General features: G+C 69.0%; 17 protein-coding genes. 8 read left to right on the plus strand and 9 right to left on the minus strand.

Annotated elements, in window-relative coordinates; all coding sequences use genetic code 11:
• The first annotated feature begins 8 nt into the window (after positions 1-8).
• From BLT64_RS08110 to BLT64_RS08125, 4 genes are read left to right on the plus strand one after another with little or no spacing between them, the layout of a single operon-like run.
• Positions 9-1,109 carry a DUF2169 family type VI secretion system accessory protein gene (locus tag BLT64_RS08110; RefSeq protein WP_011748719.1) on the plus strand — a complete coding sequence of 367 codons (1,101 nt, stop codon included), beginning with the start codon at positions 9-11 and terminating at the stop codon, positions 1,107-1,109.
• Positions 1,106-2,170, plus strand: a complete 1,065-nt coding sequence (locus BLT64_RS08115) for a 3-oxoacyl-ACP synthase (protein WP_011748718.1) — start codon at positions 1,106-1,108, stop codon at positions 2,168-2,170. The genes BLT64_RS08110 and BLT64_RS08115 overlap by 4 nt, the downstream gene beginning before the upstream one ends.
• Entirely contained in the window at positions 2,167-3,153 is a 987-nt protein-coding gene (locus tag BLT64_RS08120) for a DUF4150 domain-containing protein (RefSeq protein WP_011748717.1), read from the plus strand. The genes BLT64_RS08115 and BLT64_RS08120 overlap by 4 nt, the downstream gene beginning before the upstream one ends.
• Positions 3,146-4,087 (plus strand): hypothetical protein, encoded by a 942-nt coding sequence (locus tag BLT64_RS08125; protein ID WP_011748716.1) that lies wholly within the window; start codon positions 3,146-3,148, stop codon positions 4,085-4,087. The genes BLT64_RS08120 and BLT64_RS08125 overlap by 8 nt, the downstream gene beginning before the upstream one ends.
• Here BLT64_RS08125 and BLT64_RS08130 read toward each other — a convergent pair.
• From BLT64_RS08130 to meaB, 5 genes are all read right to left on the minus strand, one after another.
• Positions 4,075-4,428 (minus strand): hypothetical protein, encoded by a 354-nt coding sequence (locus tag BLT64_RS08130; RefSeq protein ID WP_011748715.1) that lies wholly within the window; start codon positions 4,426-4,428, stop codon positions 4,075-4,077. The genes BLT64_RS08125 and BLT64_RS08130 overlap by 13 nt on opposite strands.
• Positions 4,428-4,844 (minus strand): DUF6484 domain-containing protein, encoded by a 417-nt coding sequence (locus tag BLT64_RS08135; protein ID WP_011748714.1) that lies wholly within the window; start codon positions 4,842-4,844, stop codon positions 4,428-4,430. Before BLT64_RS08135 ends, BLT64_RS08130 begins: the two co-directional genes overlap by 1 nt.
• 273 nt (positions 4,845-5,117) lie before the next feature.
• Entirely contained in the window at positions 5,118-5,393 is a 276-nt protein-coding gene (gene rpmB / locus BLT64_RS08140; protein ID WP_011748713.1) for a 50S ribosomal protein L28, read from the minus strand.
• A 155-nt stretch (positions 5,394-5,548) separates the two neighbouring features.
• Positions 5,549-6,139: a methylated-DNA--[protein]-cysteine S-methyltransferase gene (locus BLT64_RS27605; RefSeq protein ID WP_011748712.1), complete on the minus strand. Its 591-nt coding sequence runs from the start codon at positions 6,137-6,139 to the stop codon at positions 5,549-5,551.
• Positions 6,123-7,136: a methylmalonyl Co-A mutase-associated GTPase MeaB gene (meaB, locus tag BLT64_RS08150; protein WP_011748711.1), complete on the minus strand. Its 1,014-nt coding sequence runs from the start codon at positions 7,134-7,136 to the stop codon at positions 6,123-6,125. Before meaB ends, BLT64_RS27605 begins: the two co-directional genes overlap by 17 nt.
• Before the next feature lie 142 nt (positions 7,137-7,278).
• Here meaB and BLT64_RS08155 point away from each other — a divergent pair, with 142 nt between their 5' ends.
• From BLT64_RS08155 to BLT64_RS08165, 3 genes are all read left to right on the plus strand, one after another.
• On the plus strand, positions 7,279-7,638 hold the full coding sequence (locus tag BLT64_RS08155) for a thioredoxin domain-containing protein (protein WP_011748710.1): 360 nt from the start codon (positions 7,279-7,281) through the stop codon (positions 7,636-7,638).
• An 81-nt stretch (positions 7,639-7,719) separates the two neighbouring features.
• On the plus strand, positions 7,720-9,012 hold the full coding sequence (gene serS / locus BLT64_RS08160; protein WP_011748709.1) for a serine--tRNA ligase: 1,293 nt from the start codon (positions 7,720-7,722) through the stop codon (positions 9,010-9,012).
• A gap of 77 nt (positions 9,013-9,089) precedes the next feature.
• Positions 9,090-9,929 (plus strand): hypothetical protein, encoded by an 840-nt coding sequence (locus BLT64_RS08165; protein ID WP_232290467.1) that lies wholly within the window; start codon positions 9,090-9,092, stop codon positions 9,927-9,929.
• Positions 9,930-9,938: 9 nt separating this feature from the next.
• On the opposite strand, the gene der is transcribed toward BLT64_RS08165, so the two are convergent.
• The 4 genes from der to rarD form a co-directional block, all read right to left on the minus strand.
• Positions 9,939-11,408, minus strand: a complete 1,470-nt coding sequence (gene der, locus BLT64_RS08170) for a ribosome biogenesis GTPase Der (protein WP_011748707.1) — start codon at positions 11,406-11,408, stop codon at positions 9,939-9,941.
• Positions 11,405-12,727, minus strand: a complete 1,323-nt coding sequence (locus tag BLT64_RS08175; RefSeq protein WP_011748706.1) for a PQQ-binding-like beta-propeller repeat protein — start codon at positions 12,725-12,727, stop codon at positions 11,405-11,407. The genes der and BLT64_RS08175 overlap by 4 nt, the downstream gene beginning before the upstream one ends.
• A gap of 81 nt (positions 12,728-12,808) precedes the next feature.
• Positions 12,809-13,504: a tetratricopeptide repeat protein gene (locus tag BLT64_RS08180; protein ID WP_041529968.1), complete on the minus strand. Its 696-nt coding sequence runs from the start codon at positions 13,502-13,504 to the stop codon at positions 12,809-12,811.
• A 41-nt stretch (positions 13,505-13,545) separates the two neighbouring features.
• Positions 13,546-14,457, minus strand: a complete 912-nt coding sequence (gene rarD, locus BLT64_RS08185; protein WP_011748704.1) for an EamA family transporter RarD — start codon at positions 14,455-14,457, stop codon at positions 13,546-13,548.
• Between the two features lie 139 nt (positions 14,458-14,596).
• Between rarD and BLT64_RS08190 the strand changes: the two genes are divergently transcribed.
• A complete protein-coding gene (locus tag BLT64_RS08190; RefSeq protein WP_011748703.1) occupies positions 14,597-15,934 on the plus strand; it encodes a plasmid recombination protein in 1,338 nt (445 codons plus the stop codon).
• Positions 15,935-16,010 lie beyond the last annotated feature (76 nt).

Consider the following 16,010-nt stretch of genomic DNA (forward strand, 5'->3'; position numbering starts at 1 on the left):
GGCGCGCCGTGCAGATTTTCGACCAGACCGGCTTTCCCCATCAGATGGGGACCGGCATGGACGTGGCCGGGCAAGGCTACATGCTGCTGGTGGTCAAGGGCAGCTTCGCCTTTCCCGACCGTGAAACCGACCCGCCCCTGCCGCTGAAGGACCAGCGTCCGCTGGTCATGGCCGACGAATATACCGGCGCGCCGGGCTTTTCCGCGCCGCTTTGGGAAAGCGATTTCGCCTTTCGCAAGCCCTTCTGCGATGTGGTGCTGAACGGCGCCGCCCATGCACCGGACGGCCGCCCGGTCGAGCGGCTGCGCGTCGGGCTGGCGGTGGGCAACTGGTCCAAGCAGCTCGACGTGGTCGGCCAGCGCGAATGGCGCGTGCTGGGGCCGGCCATCGCCGCGACCCGGCCCTATCCCTTCACGCGGATGCCGTTTTCCTATGACACGGCCTTCGGCGGTCCCGACCGCAGCCGTCCACCCGGTCCCGACGTGCCGGTCCATGCCGCCAATCCGGTCGGGCTGGGCTGGGCCACCGCCTCGGGCGGCAGTCCGGCCGGGCTCGCGCTGCCCAATACCGAGGCGCCGGGGCAGGAGATCACCTCGCCCTATGGCGACTGGCAGCCGATGGCGCTGGGGCCTTATGGGCGCGGCTGGCCGCTGCGCCTGCCCTATGGCGGCACCTATGACGAGCGCTGGGTGGCCGAGACCGCGCCCTTCCTGCCGCGGGATTTCGATGAGCGCTACTACCAGATGGCGCCGCCCGACCAGCAGATCGCGCCGCCCGCGCCCTTTACCCCGGTGGTGCTGGTGCATCTGACCCCGCGCGGGCGCGAGGCGTTCCGTCTGCCCGACACCCGGCTGCCGTTCCGGGTCTGGCGCGGGCGCGAATGCTGCCTCGACACCGCGGCGCTGCCCGACACGCTGGCCATCGATGCCGAGGCGCGGGTTTTCATGCTGAGCTGGCGCGTGCAGGTGCCGATCCGCCGCACCATCGCCGAATTCTCGCGCGCATGGATCGGATCGCCGACTGCCGCCATGCTGCGGGCCGAGCGCGAGGGGCGCGGCTATATCCGCCTGGCGGCCGTTCCGGGCGAGGGCGAGGGGGATGGCCCATGATCGGCGTGCTGGCGGCGGGCATGGTGACGGCGGTGGGGCTCGATTGGGTCGCCTCGGCGGCGGCGATGCGGGCGCGGCTGGATGGGTTCGCCGAGACGCGCTTCATCGCCCCGGGCGGCTGGCGCATCGGTGCGCCGGTGCCCTTGCCCCGCAACTGGATCGGCCAGCGGCGCATGGCGCATCTGGCCGCCGGCGCGGTGGCCGACATCCTGCGCCAGGAGCCCGCCGCCACCGAGGCTGCGCTGATCCTGTGCCTGGCCGAAGAGGGCCGCCCCGGTCGCCCGGTGCAAGACCCCTCGGCCTTGCTGCGCATGCTGTCCCAGATCCTGGGCCTGCCCGAGCGGCGGGCGCATGTGGTGGCGCATGGCCGGCCCTCGGGCTTCGTCGGGCTGGAACGGGCGCGGCGCATGATCGCGGCGGGACAGGCGGGGCGGGTGATCCTGCTGGGGCTCGACAGCTATCTGACCGGGCCGGCGCTGGCGCATTACGCCGGCCTTGAGCGACTGCTTCAGAACGGCAATGCCGACGGCTTCATCCCCGGCGAGGCGGCGGCGGCGGTGCTGCTGGGGCCGGGGGGCGCCTTGCGGCTGACCGGGCTGGGGCTGGCGCGCGAGGCGGCCTTTCTGGGCAATGCGCGTGGCGAGGACGGCGCGGACCTGCCCCTGCGCGGCGACGGCATGGCGGCCGCCTATCGCGCCGCGCTGGCAGAGGCCGAGACCGATCTCGCCCATGTCGAATACCGCATCTCGGACCTGCCGGGCGAGCAGCATTTCTTCCGCCAAGCCGCGCTGATGACCTTGCGGCTGGAACGCGGCCGGACCGCCTTTCAGGATCTGTGGAGCCCGGCCGAGAGCCTGGGCAATATCGGCGCGGCGGCGGTGCCGGCGATGCTGGGCATGGCGCTGGCGGCGGTGCGCAAGGGCTATGCCCCCGGCTCGCCGGTGCTGGTCGAGGCCTCGGGCGACGATGGTGCCTGCGGGGCGGCGGTGCTGCACGAGGCGCGCGGCCCGGCCCGGCGCGTCTCGGCCGAGGACCGCCTTGCCACGGGGGCGGTGCGATGAGCGGGGTTTTCGCCAACGGGCTGGAGATCAGCGGCAAGGCGGTCAACGCCCAGACCATCGCCGCCTTTCCCGACACCTGCTTCACCCCGCCCGAGAACCCGGCGACCCCGCCGGGCGTGCCGGTGCCCTATCCCAGCTTCGGCGTCGCCTCGGACACGGAAAACGGCACCGGGACGGTGTTCATCGGCGGCAAGACGGTGAACATCAAGAACAAGTCCGACGTCAGCCGCACCTCGGGGACCGAGGCGGGATGCGCGGCGAAAAAGGGCATTATCACCTCGAAGAACACCGGCAAGAAATATTTCAACTCTTGGTCGAACGACGTGAAGTTCGACGGCGAGCCGGTGATCCGCTTTTCCGACCTTGCCACGCATAATCACGCCTCGCCCGGCGGGCAGACGCCGCCCTGGGCCGAGATCTGTGCGGCCAATTTCAGCGATACCAATTGCGTGACGCTGCTGAACGACCTGGGAATGCAGGTTCACGAGCATGGTGACAGCCCCTGCAACTCCGAGCAGACCGGCAAGGAATCCGAGCATCCATTCGAGAACCAGATGTTTCAGCAGGCCCGCGGCGGTCCGAACTACAAGCCATGGGGGAGCTATGATGTCGACAAGGCCCCCTGCGTCTGCATGCAGTCCCGCCATCTGGGCGACAACAATACCCCCAAAAGGGGCAAGGGCAGCAAGAAGGAGACGCCGCACAATCTCAAGACGACGGCGATCAGGGAGTATCTGGCCGACAATCCCCGTCCGACTCTCGGCGATGCGATCGCCGAGACGCAACAGGCCTATGACGCTCACCACGAATGCCTGCAAGATGAGGACGAGAAAACCAGGGAGCACGCGCTCGAATGCCTGAAACTGATCCTGCTGGCCTATCTGCAGAGCGTGGCGCCCAAGAAGAAGGGGGCCGACGGAAAGCTTAGGCCGCAGACGCACGAAGAACTTCTCAGCACAAGAGTGAGGTCACAAAGTGGCTAATGCATATGACGATCCCGGCAGGACCATAGACGACCTGGCGCCGGAGGAGGTGGACATCGAAGCCATCGACGCCTTTCATCTGGGCGGCACGCGCTATGCGGCGAGTTTCGAGCTCAGCGACGAGGACAGCGAGGTGGTTCGCTCGTTCCTGCTGATGGTCGATTTCGGCGCGACCCTGACATACTCGGTGCGGATGCGGATCGACAAATCCATCCTGTCCCATGCCAGCCTTTCACCAGACCATCATGTCGTGCTGCAACTGGGCCGGCATGTGCACGACCTTACGCCGGGGGGTGATTCGGTAACGACCCTTCAGGACGGCGTCCTGCGGCGATTGTGGCATCTCGATGCCGGCCATCAGTATGTCTACGGCGATCGCAGCACGGCCTATGCCCGCGAAGGTGGCGCGTGGGAGCGGATAGAGGGCTACGGCAACGCAGTGTTCCGATGCATCCACGGGCCGCGTGCGGATATGATCCATGCCTGCGGGAACCGCGGCGTTCTCGCGCGGCTGGAAGGCCGGCGCTGGGTTCCGGTCGATCTGCCCGTGCAGCGCAATTTCCACGCGATCGAGGTCATGCCCGATGGCGCGATCCATGTCTGCGGCGCAAGGGGCGCGGCCTATGCGATAGTCGATGACGAGTTGACGGAACTGCAATCGCAGCCCTGGGACTATATGGGCGTGCTCAGCTTCAAGGGCCGGCGCTACTGGACCGATGCGAATTATGGAATCAGCGTGCAGAAAGGCAATGTCGTCGAGCCGCTGCGCGAGCTGGGCCAAGCCTTCTACATGCACGCCTCGGACGAGAAGCTGGTGATCTCGGGCTGGAAGGAGGTCTTCATCTTCGACGGCGAGAACTGGGAGGGGTTCGAGATGGGCTATGACGGCAATATCTTCCTGCGCCGGCTCGACATGGCGGATTACGGCGGCTGATCCAGCCGTTCGGCCAGATAGGCCCTGACGCGGTCCAGATCCAGCGCCGCCACGCGCAGCCCCTCGGCGCCGGGTTGCAGCATGCGCAGAACGAACAGTTCGCCCGGTTCGGGGTATTCGGCAAAGCGCGCCTCGGCGATGCGCAGCCCCTCGGTGCCGGCCACGCGCAACCCGTCCATATGCGCCTCCAGCCGCTCCAGCAGGCGGGCGATGCGCAGGGCGTCCATCTCGGGGTTTTCCTCGGGGAACAGCATCGCCCGGTCGTAGAGCGTCCACAGGAACGCCGCCTGCTCGGCGTGCTGGCGCAGGATCTCGGGCAGGACGGGGGCGGGGGGATACATCAGTTCAGGTTGATCGAGCCGCCGCGGATGCGGTTCGCCGCCGAGGCGTGGCTGACCAGATAGGTGCCGCGAATGGTGATATGGCCGTCCGCCTCCAGCACGATCGAGGCCTTGCCGCAGCGCAGTTCGATCCGTTGCCGGGCGGTGATGCGCAGCGGCTCGCCGTCGGCGACGGCCACTGGCCCGGCGGGCATGGCCGAGACGATGCGGCCGACCACCAGCGGCCGGCACGCATCGCCATCCTCGAACAGGATGGCAAGCTCGGCGCCGATATCGCCGGGCTCGAACCGCACCAGGCTGCGCGCCGGAACCGCCTGGGCCGAGGGATTGCCGGGAAAGACCACCAGCGGCCGGCCTTCGTCAAGGCCAAGCAGCATGCCGATCACCACGCCGCCGCGAATATCCTCGCCGATCATGCCCAGCCCTCCGCCCCGGCTCTTGCAATGATAGCACGACGGCGGCGCGACTTCACCGGGATTTCCGGGCTGTGCCTGTGGCCGGGCGCTGGGCCGTCAGGGACGATTTGGCATGAACTGCCGCCGGGGCGTCATGAAATGCGAGCCGGTGCGGCGCGGGTTTCGATTACCGCCCGTCCAGATATGAAAAGGCCCCGCCGCGGACGGCAGGGCGCATCGCATGTGGCCGGACCTGGAATCGACAGGCGTGGCCAGAAAGACGGAAAGAAAGGATCAGGCTTTCGCCAGCTCGCGCTTGATCTTCAGCGCGCGATCCGACAGTTCCGCGTCCTTGGCTTTCGCCAGGAAGGCGTCCAGACCACCGCGGTGGTCGACCGAGCGCAGCGCCGCGGCCGAGATGCGCAGCTGGTAGCTGCGGCCCAGCTTTTCCGACAGCAGCGACACTTCGTTCAGGTTCGGCAGAAACCGGCGGCGGGTCTTGTTGTTGGCGTGGGAGACGTTGTTGCCGCTCATCGGGCCCTTGCCGGTCAGTTCGCAAACGCGCGACATGATCTTGTTCCTTCGATTCGATCCTGCGCGGGCGTCTGCCCGCAATATGAAAGGGCGCCGCGTGGCAGCGCCCGGAAATCCGTTTGCGCGGGATAAAGCGAGATGGGCGGCACGTCAAGCCTTTTTGCCGGGTTCTCTTGCCGCGCCGCGCTGCCTCATGCCGGGAAATGCCGGGTTTCATGGTCGAGCAGCGCCCGCTTGCGCCACAGACCGCCGCCATAGCCGGTCAGCCCGCCATCCGAGCCGATCACCCGGTGGCAGGGAATCACCACCGCGATCTGGTTTGCGCCATTGGCCCGCGCCACGGCGCGGATCGCCGAGGGCCGGCCGATGCGCCGCGCCAGCTCGGCATAGCTGATGGTTGCGCCTGCGGGCAGGCGCTGCAATTCCCGCCAGACCTGCTGCTGGAAATCCGTGCCGTGCAGGGCCAGCGGCAGGTCGAAAGCCGTCAAGCCGCTGGCGAAATAGGCGGTGATCTGCGCTTCGGCCCGGTCGGTGACGGCGGTGCGGCCGGGGCCGATGCGGCCCCCGGCGCCTTTGGCGAGGCGGCGCAACTCGGCCGGCAGCGCCTCGCGTTCGACGAATTCCAGCAGGTGCAGCCGGTCGGAATCCGCCACCGCAATCATGGCGCCCAGCGGCGTGTCGAACCATGCGGCGGCAAGCGCGGCCGGCCCCTGCGGCGGCTGGCCCAGCAGTGCGGTCAGCGCGGCGCCGGGATCGGCCTGCGGGTCAGGCCCGGCGTTCATGGGCCTGCCGTCCGGCGGTCAGCGAATCGCATTCCGCCGCCCCCAGCCAGTCGAGCATATGCGCCGCAGCCGAATCGGGATCGCTCTCGCCCCGCGCCACGGCATCGCCCATCTCGCGCAGCCGGGCGCGCACTTCGGGTCGGTCCAGCCGCGCCAGCAGCCCGGCGCGCAGTTCCGCAAGGAACCAGTGCCGCGCCTGTTCGGCCCGGCGGCCGTCGAAATGCCCGTGCTCGCGCCGCCAGTCGGCAAGCCAGGTCATGTTGGACCAGGCCTTGTCCAGCCCCTCGCCGGTATAGGCCGAGACCGGCAGCGCCTTGGGAAAGCCCTCGGGGTCGTAGGGGCGCTTGCGCAGCAGCCGCAGCGCGCCGGCGTAATCGGCGACCGTGCGCATCGCGGTCTCGCGCAGATCGCCGTCGGCCTTGTTGACAAGGATAATGTCGGCGATCTCCATGATGCCGCGCTTGACGCCTTGCAGCTCGTCGCCGCCGGCCGGGGCCAGCAGCAGGATGAACAGGTCCGACATCTCGGCCACCAGGGTTTCGCTTTGCCCGACGCCCACCGTCTCGATCAGCACCACGTCGAAGCCCGCCGCCTCGCACAGCCGCACCGTCTCGCGCGTGCGGCGCGCCACGCCGCCGAGTTCGGCGCGCGAGGGCGAGGGGCGGATGAAGGCGTTGGGATCGCGGCTCAGCGTTTCCATCCGGGTCTTGTCGCCCAGGATCGAGCCGCCCGAGCGTGCCGAGCTGGGATCGACGGCCAGCACCGCGACCTTCAGGCCCTGCGCGGTCAGCATCTTGCCGAAAGCCTCGATGAAGGTGGACTTGCCGACCCCCGGCGTCCCCGACAGGCCGATGCGCAGCGCCTGCCGCTGGGGCAGTTCGGCCAGCAGCGCCAAGGCGCGGGCGCGATGGTCGGGGCGCGTGCTTTCGATCAGCGTGATCGCGCGGGACAGCGCGCGGCGGTTGCCCTGCGTCAAGGGTTCGGTCAGTTCGTCCATGCCCATCCCGCTGCCTTGTTGCGACGCGAGCGCCGACTGCCCCCGCACCCCGTGGATATTTCCACAAGGAAGACATGTAAACGCCGGGCGGTTGTGGCGGATGGGCGCGGGGGATAGGTCTGGGGCAGCAACGGAGCGGGCAATGCTGACAAGGCGGGCGATACTGGCCGGGATGGCGGCCATGGCGGCGGGGCCGGGGACGGCCGCGTCCGGGCTGCAATTGCTGATGGTGCGGCGCAGGGGCTGCGTCTATTGCGCGCAGTGGGATCGCGAGATCGCGCCGGTCTATGGTCGGCACCCCGAAGGGCGCGCGGCGCCGCTGCTGATGGTCGATCTGGATGGACCCTGGCCCGACGGGCTGGCGCTGGCGCGGCAGCCCTGGCTGACGCCGACCTTCATCCTGCTGCGGGGCGGGATCGAGATGGTGCGCGTCGAGGGCTATCCGGGACGCGAGCGGTTCTTCGGCGTGCTGCGCGACATGCTGGCCGAGGCGGCGGGCTGAGATGGCGGGCTGAGGCTTTCGCCCTGCGCCGCTTTGGGTTATCCGGGCTTACAGTAAGTACTTACTTAACACGGGTCAGCCATGCACGACATCCGCGCCATCCGCGAAAACCCTGCCGCTTTCGACGCTGCGCTTGCTTTGCGCAACCTGCCGCCGGTTTCGCCCGAGATCCTGTCGCTGGATGCCGACCGCCGTTCCCGCATCGCGGCCGCCGAGGCCGCGCAGGCCGAGCAGAACAAGGCCAGCAAGGAGGCCGGCGCCGCCAAGGGTCGCGGCGACGAGGCCGAATTCCAGCGTCTGCGCGCCCTGGTCACCGCCAAGAAGGACGAAACCGCGCGGCTGCAGGCCGAGGCCACGGCGCTGGACGCCAAGCTGCGCGAGCTGCTGCTGGCCGTCCCCAACCTGCCCCTGGACGGCGTGCCGCCGGGCAAGGACGAGGACGACAATGTCGAGATCCGGCGCTGGGGCGAACCTCGCGCCTTCGACTTCGCCCCGCGCGAGCATTTCGAGATCGAGGGCGTCCGTCCCGGCATGGATTTCGAGACCGCCGCGAAACTCTCTGGCTCGCGCTTCGTGGTGCTGAAGGGCGGCGTCGCCCGCGTCCATCGCGCGCTGGCGCAGTTCATGCTGGACCTGCATACAGAAGAGCATGGGCTGGCCGAGACCTGGGCGCCTGTCCTGGTGCTGTCCGAGATGATGGAGGGCACCGGGCAGCTGCCGAAATTCGGCGAGGACAGCTATCAGACCCGCGAGGGCTGGTGGCTGATCCCGACATCCGAGGTCACGCTGACCAACACCGTGAACGGCGATCTGGTCGACCATGCCAGCCTGCCGCGCCGCATGGTGGCGCATAGCCAGTGCTTCCGTTCGGAAGCCGGCAGCGCCGGCCGCGACACTTCGGGGATGCTGCGCCAGCACCAGTTCGAAAAGGTCGAGATGGTCTCGATCACCGATGCGGAATCGGGGGTCGAGGAACATGCCCGCATGACCCGCTGCGCCGAGGCGGTGCTGGAGCGGCTGGGCCTGCCTTACCGCACCATCGTGCTGTGCGGCGGCGACATGGGCTTCGGCGCCCGCATCACCCATGACCTCGAGGTCTGGCTGCCCGGGCAGGGCAAGTATCGCGAGATCTCCTCGGTCAGCTATTGCGGCGATTTCCAGGCCCGGCGCATGAACGCGCGCTATCGCCCGGCGGGCGGCGGCAAGCCGGAATTCGTCCATACGCTGAACGGCTCGGGCCTGGCGGTGGGGCGCACGCTGATCGCGGTGCTGGAAAACGGCCAGCAGGCGGACGGGTCGGTCAAGCTGCCCGAGGTGCTGCATCCCTATCTGGGCGGCAGGACGCGGCTGGGCGCCGACGGCGTCCTGGCCTGACTTAACAAAAGATAGAGCACGCGAAACCGGCCGGGAACGGGCGGCGTTTCCTGCCCATGTCTCGCGCGGGCGCATCCTTGCTGATCCTTGCGGTGCTGGTCTTCACGGCCAGCACGCTGCTTTACGCGCTGCGATCCGAGCCCGCTGCGCTGCCGCTGGCAGAGCCGGGCCTTGCGCTGTCGCCCTGGCAGGGATACCCCGGCGCCCGGCCGCCGCCGGTCGATCTGCCCGGCCTGTTCCTGCGGCCCGAGGGCCTGGGCATGGCCGGGCTTCTGGGCATGACCTGGGCGGCGCTGGCCTATCACGCCGGCCGCCGCTGGTTCGAGAGGCGCCGGATGCGCCTGGCCCGCGCCGCCGCCCTGGAGGAAGAGCGCGAATTGCCGCCGCAGAACGCCGGCCCGCCGACGCCGGGCCATCTGCTGCGGCTGCACGAACGGGACGACAGCCTGGGCGAACATGCGCCGCTGATCCTGGGATTGCTGGCGGGAGCGATCTGGCCCTGGTTCCTGCGCGGCCATCCGGTCATCGCCTTCCTGCTGTCGGCGGCGATGCTGGCGGGGTTCCTGGCGGCGGCGTTGCGCGGCATCCGCGCCGGCAGCCTGGTGCAGCACAGTTCCTCGCTGGGCTTTGTCGCGGGCTGGGGACTGCTGGTCAGCTTTGCCGTCTTTACCGGGCTGCTGCGCGACCGGCTGGGCGTGCCGCAAGAGGCCGCGGCGGTGATCGCCTTGCTGATCGGCTCGGTCGCCGCGGTCAGCGTGCAGTTGCGGCTGGGGCGCCGGATCGGCTTCAGCGTGGCGGTGATCTGGGGGCTGATCGGCATTGCCGCCAGCACCGTCACCACCGACGCGGCCATCGCCACCATGACGGTCATCGCCATCGCCATCATTGCCGTGGCGCTGGTGCGGGTGACGACCTAGGCGCCCGGCCTAGCTGCCCTTGGGCTTTTGCCGGTGCTTGTGCTTGGACAGCGCGCCGGACTGGTTGATCTTGCTGGCCTTGTCCTTGTAGGGGTTCTTGGTCCCCTGGTCGCGGAAGGTCAGCCGGATCGGCGTGCCGGGCATGTCGAAATCCTGCCGCAGCCCGTTGACGAGATAGCGCTGATAGCTGTCAGGCAGCTTGTCGGTATGGGTCGCCATGACCACGAAGGCCGGCGGCCGGGTCTTGACCTGGGTGATATAGCGCAGCCGGATGCGGCGGCCGCCGGGCGCGGGCGGCGGATGCGCCTCGGTCATGGTGGAAAGCCACTGGTTCAGCCGGGCGGTGGGGATGCGGCGGTTCCAGACCTCATGCGCCTTGAGGATCGCGTTGTGCAGCCGGTCCAGCCCCTTGCCCGTGCGGGCCGAGACGGTGACCAGGGGCGCGCCCTTCAACTGCGGCAAGAGCCGCTCGAACGCCTCGCGCAGTTCCTTGAGCTTTTCGGGCTTGTCCTCTTCCAGATCCCATTTGTTCGCGGCGACGACCACGGCGCGGCCCTCGGTTTCGGCGAAATCGGCGATGCGCAGGTCCTGCTGCTCGAAGGGGATGCCCACGTCCAGAAGCACCACCACCACCTCGGCAAAGCGCACGGCGCGCAAGCCGTCGGCGACGGAAAGCTTTTCGACCTTGTCGGTCACGCGCGCCTTCTTGCGCATCCCGGCGGTGTCGAAGATGCGGACCGGCGTGCCCATGAAATTCGTGCTGACGCTGATCGAATCGCGGGTGATGCCGGCCTCGGGTCCGGTCAGCAGCCGGTCCTCGCCCAGGATCTTGTTGATGAGCGTCGACTTCCCGGCATTGGGCCGGCCGATCACCGCGATCTGCAAGGGCTTGCTTTCCGACGGGCGCCAGTCCTCGGTCTCATCGTCGCCATCCTCGACGGCGACGTCGGTCTCGGGCGCCTGCTGGACGTTCTGCGCCTCGAACGCCTCGGCCAGCGGCACGAGGGCGCGGTAGAGGTCGTCCATGCCCTCGCCATGCTCGGCCGAGATGCGCAGGGGCTCGCCCAGGCCGAGCGCATAGGCCTCCATCGCGCCCGCCTCGCCGGCGCGGCCCTCGGCCTTGTTGGCGGCCAGGATCACATGCCTGGCCCGCCGGCGCAGGATGTCGGCGAAATATTCGTCGGCCGCCGTCACGCCCACGCGGGCGTCGATCACGAACAGGCAAACGTCGGCCTCGTCCACCGCACGCTCGGTCAGGCGGCGCATGCGGCCTTGCAGGCTGTCGTCCTCGGCGATCTCCAGGCCCGCCGAATCGACGACGATAAAGCGCAGGTCGCCCAGACGCCCCGCGCCCTCGCGCAGGTCGCGGGTCACGCCGGGCTGGTCGTCGACCAGGGCAAGCCGCTTGCCGACAAGGCGGTTGAACAGCGTGGACTTGCCGACATTGGGGCGCCCGACAATGGCGAGGGTAAAGCTCATCTGTATGCGATCAACTGGCCGTCATGGGTGACGACGTAAAGGGTCTGGCCCGCGACGGCCGGGGCTGCCGCGGCGCCGCCCGGGATCTGGGCGGTGCCGATCAGCGCGCCCGAGGCGGGATCGAAGACGCGCAGATAGCCGTCCGACGAGGCAAGGTAAAGCTTGGATCCCGCCAGCACCGGCCCGTGATGGTTCCAGACCCGGTCCTGCTTGCGGATGACGGACTCGGTGAAATAGGGCAGCTTCTGCGCCCAGACCCGGGCGCCGTTCGCCGCGTCCAGCCGGATCAGCTGCGCCTGGTCGTTCACCAGGAAGACCGAATTGCCGGCGGCCAGGACCGGGCTTGCCGCGCCTTCGCGGGCATGCCATTTCATCATGCCGTTGCTCATGTCGTAGGCGCCGACGCCGCCGGCGCTGGTGCCGGCATAAAGCGTGTTGCCCAGGATGACCGGATCGCCGGTCATGTCGCGGAAATAGCTGACCGCGCGGCCGACCCGGGTTCCGCCGACATTGGCGACCCAGAGCTGGCTGCCGTCGCGGGCATCCACGCCCGCCAGCGCGCCGGTGTTCGATGGAAAGACCACCGTGCTGCCCGAGACTGCCGGGGCCGAGGCGCCCATCACCCCGGCCATGTCCTTGTTGCCGAAGCTGCGCCACATCACCTTGCCGTCATTGGCGCGCACCGCCCAGCCGGTCTGTTCGCGGTCCAGCACATAGACCACGCCATTGACGACCGTGGGCGCGCCGCCGATCGTCGAGCCGACCTTTTGCCGCCAGGCGACGGCGCCCGTGCGGGCATCCAGCGCCACCAGCTCGCCATAGCCGGTGGTGACGAAGATACGGTTGCCCTCGAAGGCCAGCCCGCCGCCCGAGACGCTGCGGCCGCTTTCGCCGGCCGGGCGCAGATCGACGCTCCAGACCCGGCCGCCGCCGGCCGTGGTGGCGGTGACGGTGGACTGGCTGTCCATGGCAAAGACCAGCCCCGCCGCGACGATGGGTTCGGCGGTGATGCGGTGGCGCTTGTCCGAGGCCGTGCCGATGGGCACCGCCCAGAGCCGGCGCGTGCCGGCGCCAAGCGCGACGTTGCCCGGCGCATGGGCGGCGTTGCCGGCGCGCTGCGGCCAGTCGGCATTGGCGCGCACAGGCGGCAGGGACAGGGCGGCGGTGGTGGGCGCCTGGGCGCCTTCGGTGGCAGGACCGTCGGGCGACAGCACGGCACGCGGGTCCAGCCGCTCTCCGGGCAGCGGCGCCTCGCGTTGGGTGCAGGCCGAAAGGGCGGTCAGGCCAGCCAGAGCGGCGATCAGGGACAGCCTCGTCATCGCTTTCTCCTCTATCCGGGCCGGTATTGGGTCGGGTTCGGCCACGGGCGCTTTGGTTCGGTTTGCCGGCGGGGCCGGCCTTCAGTTTGCGGCGGGGGCCGGCATGGTCTGCGGCAGGGATCCTTCGCTGGGCTCGGGTTCCACGCCCAGCGTGATCATCATCTCGGACAGGCGGCGGCGCAAGGGCTCGGACAACCCGTCCTTTTGCTGGATCTGGCCGATCAGCATCACGGCATCCTCGGTGCGGCCGGCGCCGATCAGCGCCACGGCCTTCTGCTCCAGCGCCAGCAGCTCGAAGGGGGCGCCGGGCTTGGAGAGATCGGCCAGCAGCCGGTCGCGTTCGGCCGCATCCATCGCCGGGCCGGCGACCATCACGGCCTTCAGCAGCGCCAGGTCGTGCAGCACCGGATCGTTTTGCAGGCCGGCCGCGGCGGCCTTGAGTCGCTCGGCCGCCTTTTGCGGCAGGCCGGCCTGGGCCTCGGCGCCGGCTGCCAGCATTTCGGACAGCACCTTGCGACCGGCCGAGCCGGCGGGATCGACGGCGGAAAGCGCGGTGATCGGATCGTCTCCCTGCCGGGCGGCCATGATGGCGTCGCCCCAGGCCCGGGCCCGTGTTTCGGCCTGGCTGCTGGAATATTCCCGCCAGGCGGCCCCGCCGACGATGCCCAGGATCACCAGGAGCGCGATCCAGCCATAGCGGCGGAACAGCGCGAACAGCCGGTCGCGGCGCAGATCCTCGGTGACCTCGTCGATGAAGCTGTCGTTCTGATTGGCCATGTCGCCCCCGGATGTTCTTTCGCGCTGTTCTATACGGGGTTTCACCCGTTTGCCAATGGCGGGGCGCGGCGGGACTGGCGCAGGGCCGAGGCGGAATAGACCGCCAGCGCCGCCCAGATCATCGCAAAGGCGATCATGTGCCAGGTGGTGAAGGTCTCGCCGAACAGCAGCACGGCGCAGAGGAATTGCAGCGTCGGGTTCAGATAGAACATCAGCCCGACCGTGGCCATTTCGATCCGCCGCGCGGCATAGCTGAACAGGATCAGCGGCACCGCCGTGATCGCGCCCGAGGCGATCAGCAGCAGCGTTACCGGCAGATTCGCGCCGAAGCCCAGCGGCTGGGCCAGCGGCGCCGGCATCAGGCCAAGCGCCTGGGCGATCAGCCAGCCAAGCGCCAGCGGCGCCAGCAGCGCGACCTCGGCCGCGACGGACAGCACCGGGCCCAGCGGCAGCGATTTCTTGAGCGCGCCGTAGAGCACGAAGGTCAGGGCGATCCCCAGGCTGATCCAGGGCGCGACCCCCAGCCCCCAGGTCAGCAGCACGACCGCCAGCACCGCCAGCAGGATGGCCATGGCCTGCACCCGGGTCAGGCTTTCGCCGAAGACCAGCACCCCGGTCATCACCGCGGCCAGCGGGAAGATGTAGTAGCCCAGAGAGCTTTGCACCACATGGCCGGCCTGCACGGCCCAGATGAACAGCCCCCAGTTCGCCGAGATCGTCAGCGCGGCAAGGGCGATCCGCCTGACGACAGCGCCGGTCAGCGCCGCGCGCAGCTGGCCCAGCCGGCCCTGCGCGCCCAGCACGACCAGGAACAGCGCCAGCGACCAGATGGTGCGATGCGCCAGCACCTCGACGGTCGGGACGCCGGCCAGGGCGCGGTAGAAGATCGGCGAGAGGCCCCAGGTCACGCAGACCGCGATCATTGCCCAGAAGCCCTTGGTCCATTCGCTCATGCGCGATTCCTTTCCATTCCGCCAGCCATGCGTCCGATTCGCGGCAAGGGCAAGGGTGGGCGATTTGCGCAGCCCCGGTCGGCACTTGCCCCGCGGCAGGGCCAGAGGACCGGAAGGGTCGCGCAAGCTGTAGAGGAATTTGGAGGCGCACAAGCAGACCTATTCGCGCAAGGGCAACAGCAAGAGCCGGTCGGTCCGTGACGTCGCGGATGAGGCCGAGCGGCTGGACGGGGCCTGCCCGCATGTCGGGAACTCGCAGCCGCCCACCATCCTCGAAGGTATCCGGCCCTCGGAGGTGGTCGAGGTCATCGAGCAGCGTATCGCCGAACAAAACAAGCTGCTGCGCCGATTGCGCAAGGAGCAGCCGGACCGGAAGGGCGATCTGCGGACCATTCGCAGCGACACGCATGTGATGCTCGGCAGCGTTTTCAGCTTTCCCGATCCGGTCGAGGACATGGACCAGGCTGAGTATCTGCGCTGGCGCAGGGACGTGATCGCCTTCGCCAAGGCCGATGCCGCGTGGAACGGGGCCGAAGTGCTGAGCATCGTCGAGCATCGCGATGAAGCCCACCCGCATGTGCATGTTCTGGCCGTGCCCATATGTGCAGATGACAATATGCGCATGGACGCCAAGCGCTGCCATGAGGGCCATCGCGAGCAGGACCGGCACAAGGATCATGGCTGGTCCGGCTCGCCGTCGCGCAGCTACAAGCAGGCGATGCGCGGCTGGCAGGACCGCTATCACGCCGCGGTCGGCGCGAAGCATGGGCAGGCCCGTACGGGGCCGCGCCGCCGCCGTCTGGACCGGGCGGCGTGGAAGGCCGAACAGGAACGGCTGAAGGCGCAGAAGGCGGCAGAGATCGCGACTGAGCGAGCCGCAGAAGCCCGCCGTCTCGCCGACGAGGAGGAGCGCCGCCTCAGCGCGGTCACGTGGGACACGGTCGCCAGACGGCTTCGGGAGGCCGAAGCGGTGCATGCCATCGCCACCGGCGGGCTGATTGCCGCGATCCGGCAGGTCGATCCTGATCCGGTGCTGCTGGAGCGGCTGGAGACCCCCGGACAGATGGGCAGCTGGACGAACCACGACGCGGATCGCAACCGCGAGATGTCCCTCGCGCTGGCGCCGGTGCTCAGCGACGGGTTGGAAGCCTTGCGCCAACCGCCGACAGGGCCGGGACTGCTCGGAGGGCTCTCCGGTTTCCTGCGCGGCCTGGCTGGCTGGGTCAATCGCCTCGCCGATACCAGCCCGCGCTGGCTGAAATGGCCGGAAACCGTGGCCTATGTGGCTCATGGGGCGAGGCAGGCCTTCGGCACGACTTACACGGCCTCGACCTTGGCCGGGGTGATCGAGGCCTCGCCGGCATGGCAGTCCTTCACCGGCGACGCGAGAGCGCGGCTGGATCAGGCACGCACGGTGCAGGCGCTGACGAATCCGCGCGTCTCTCTGCCGGACGCCCCATCCCATAGGGGCATATGACAGCATGCGCTTGTGCCAATATGCACATCCGGCGACGGAGAGCCGGCAATTGCGGCTGATACGATTTCTTGGTAAT

Origin of the sequence: Paracoccus denitrificans (assembly GCF_900100045.1) — a bacterium.
In the GTDB taxonomy this organism is placed as follows: domain Bacteria; phylum Pseudomonadota; class Alphaproteobacteria; order Rhodobacterales; family Rhodobacteraceae; genus Paracoccus; species Paracoccus denitrificans.

Bases quoted from the DNA above. Each gene is read 5' to 3' on its own strand.
- BLT64_RS08180 (WP_041529968.1), bottom strand. From the start codon at position 13,504: ATGGCCAATCAGAACGACAGCTTCATCGACGAGGTCACCGAGGATCTG.
- BLT64_RS27605 (WP_011748712.1), bottom strand. From the start codon at position 6,139: ATGAACGCCGGGCCTGACCCGCAGGCCGATCCCGGCGCCGCGCTGACC.
- BLT64_RS08130 (WP_011748715.1), bottom strand. From the start codon at position 4,428: ATGTATCCCCCCGCCCCCGTCCTGCCCGAGATCCTGCGCCAGCACGCC.
- BLT64_RS08155 (WP_011748710.1), top strand. From the start codon at position 7,279: ATGCTGACAAGGCGGGCGATACTGGCCGGGATGGCGGCCATGGCGGCG.
- BLT64_RS08115 (WP_011748718.1), top strand. From the start codon at position 1,106: ATGATCGGCGTGCTGGCGGCGGGCATGGTGACGGCGGTGGGGCTCGAT.
- rarD (WP_011748704.1), bottom strand. From the start codon at position 14,457: ATGAGCGAATGGACCAAGGGCTTCTGGGCAATGATCGCGGTCTGCGTG.
- BLT64_RS08135 (WP_011748714.1), bottom strand. From the start codon at position 4,844: ATGATCGGCGAGGATATTCGCGGCGGCGTGGTGATCGGCATGCTGCTT.
- rpmB (WP_011748713.1), bottom strand. From the start codon at position 5,393: ATGTCGCGCGTTTGCGAACTGACCGGCAAGGGCCCGATGAGCGGCAAC.
- der (WP_011748707.1), bottom strand. From the start codon at position 11,408: ATGAGCTTTACCCTCGCCATTGTCGGGCGCCCCAATGTCGGCAAGTCC.
- meaB (WP_011748711.1), bottom strand. From the start codon at position 7,136: ATGGACGAACTGACCGAACCCTTGACGCAGGGCAACCGCCGCGCGCTG.
- BLT64_RS08175 (WP_011748706.1), bottom strand. From the start codon at position 12,727: ATGACGAGGCTGTCCCTGATCGCCGCTCTGGCTGGCCTGACCGCCCTT.
- serS (WP_011748709.1), top strand. From the start codon at position 7,720: ATGCACGACATCCGCGCCATCCGCGAAAACCCTGCCGCTTTCGACGCT.
- BLT64_RS08120 (WP_011748717.1), top strand. From the start codon at position 2,167: ATGAGCGGGGTTTTCGCCAACGGGCTGGAGATCAGCGGCAAGGCGGTC.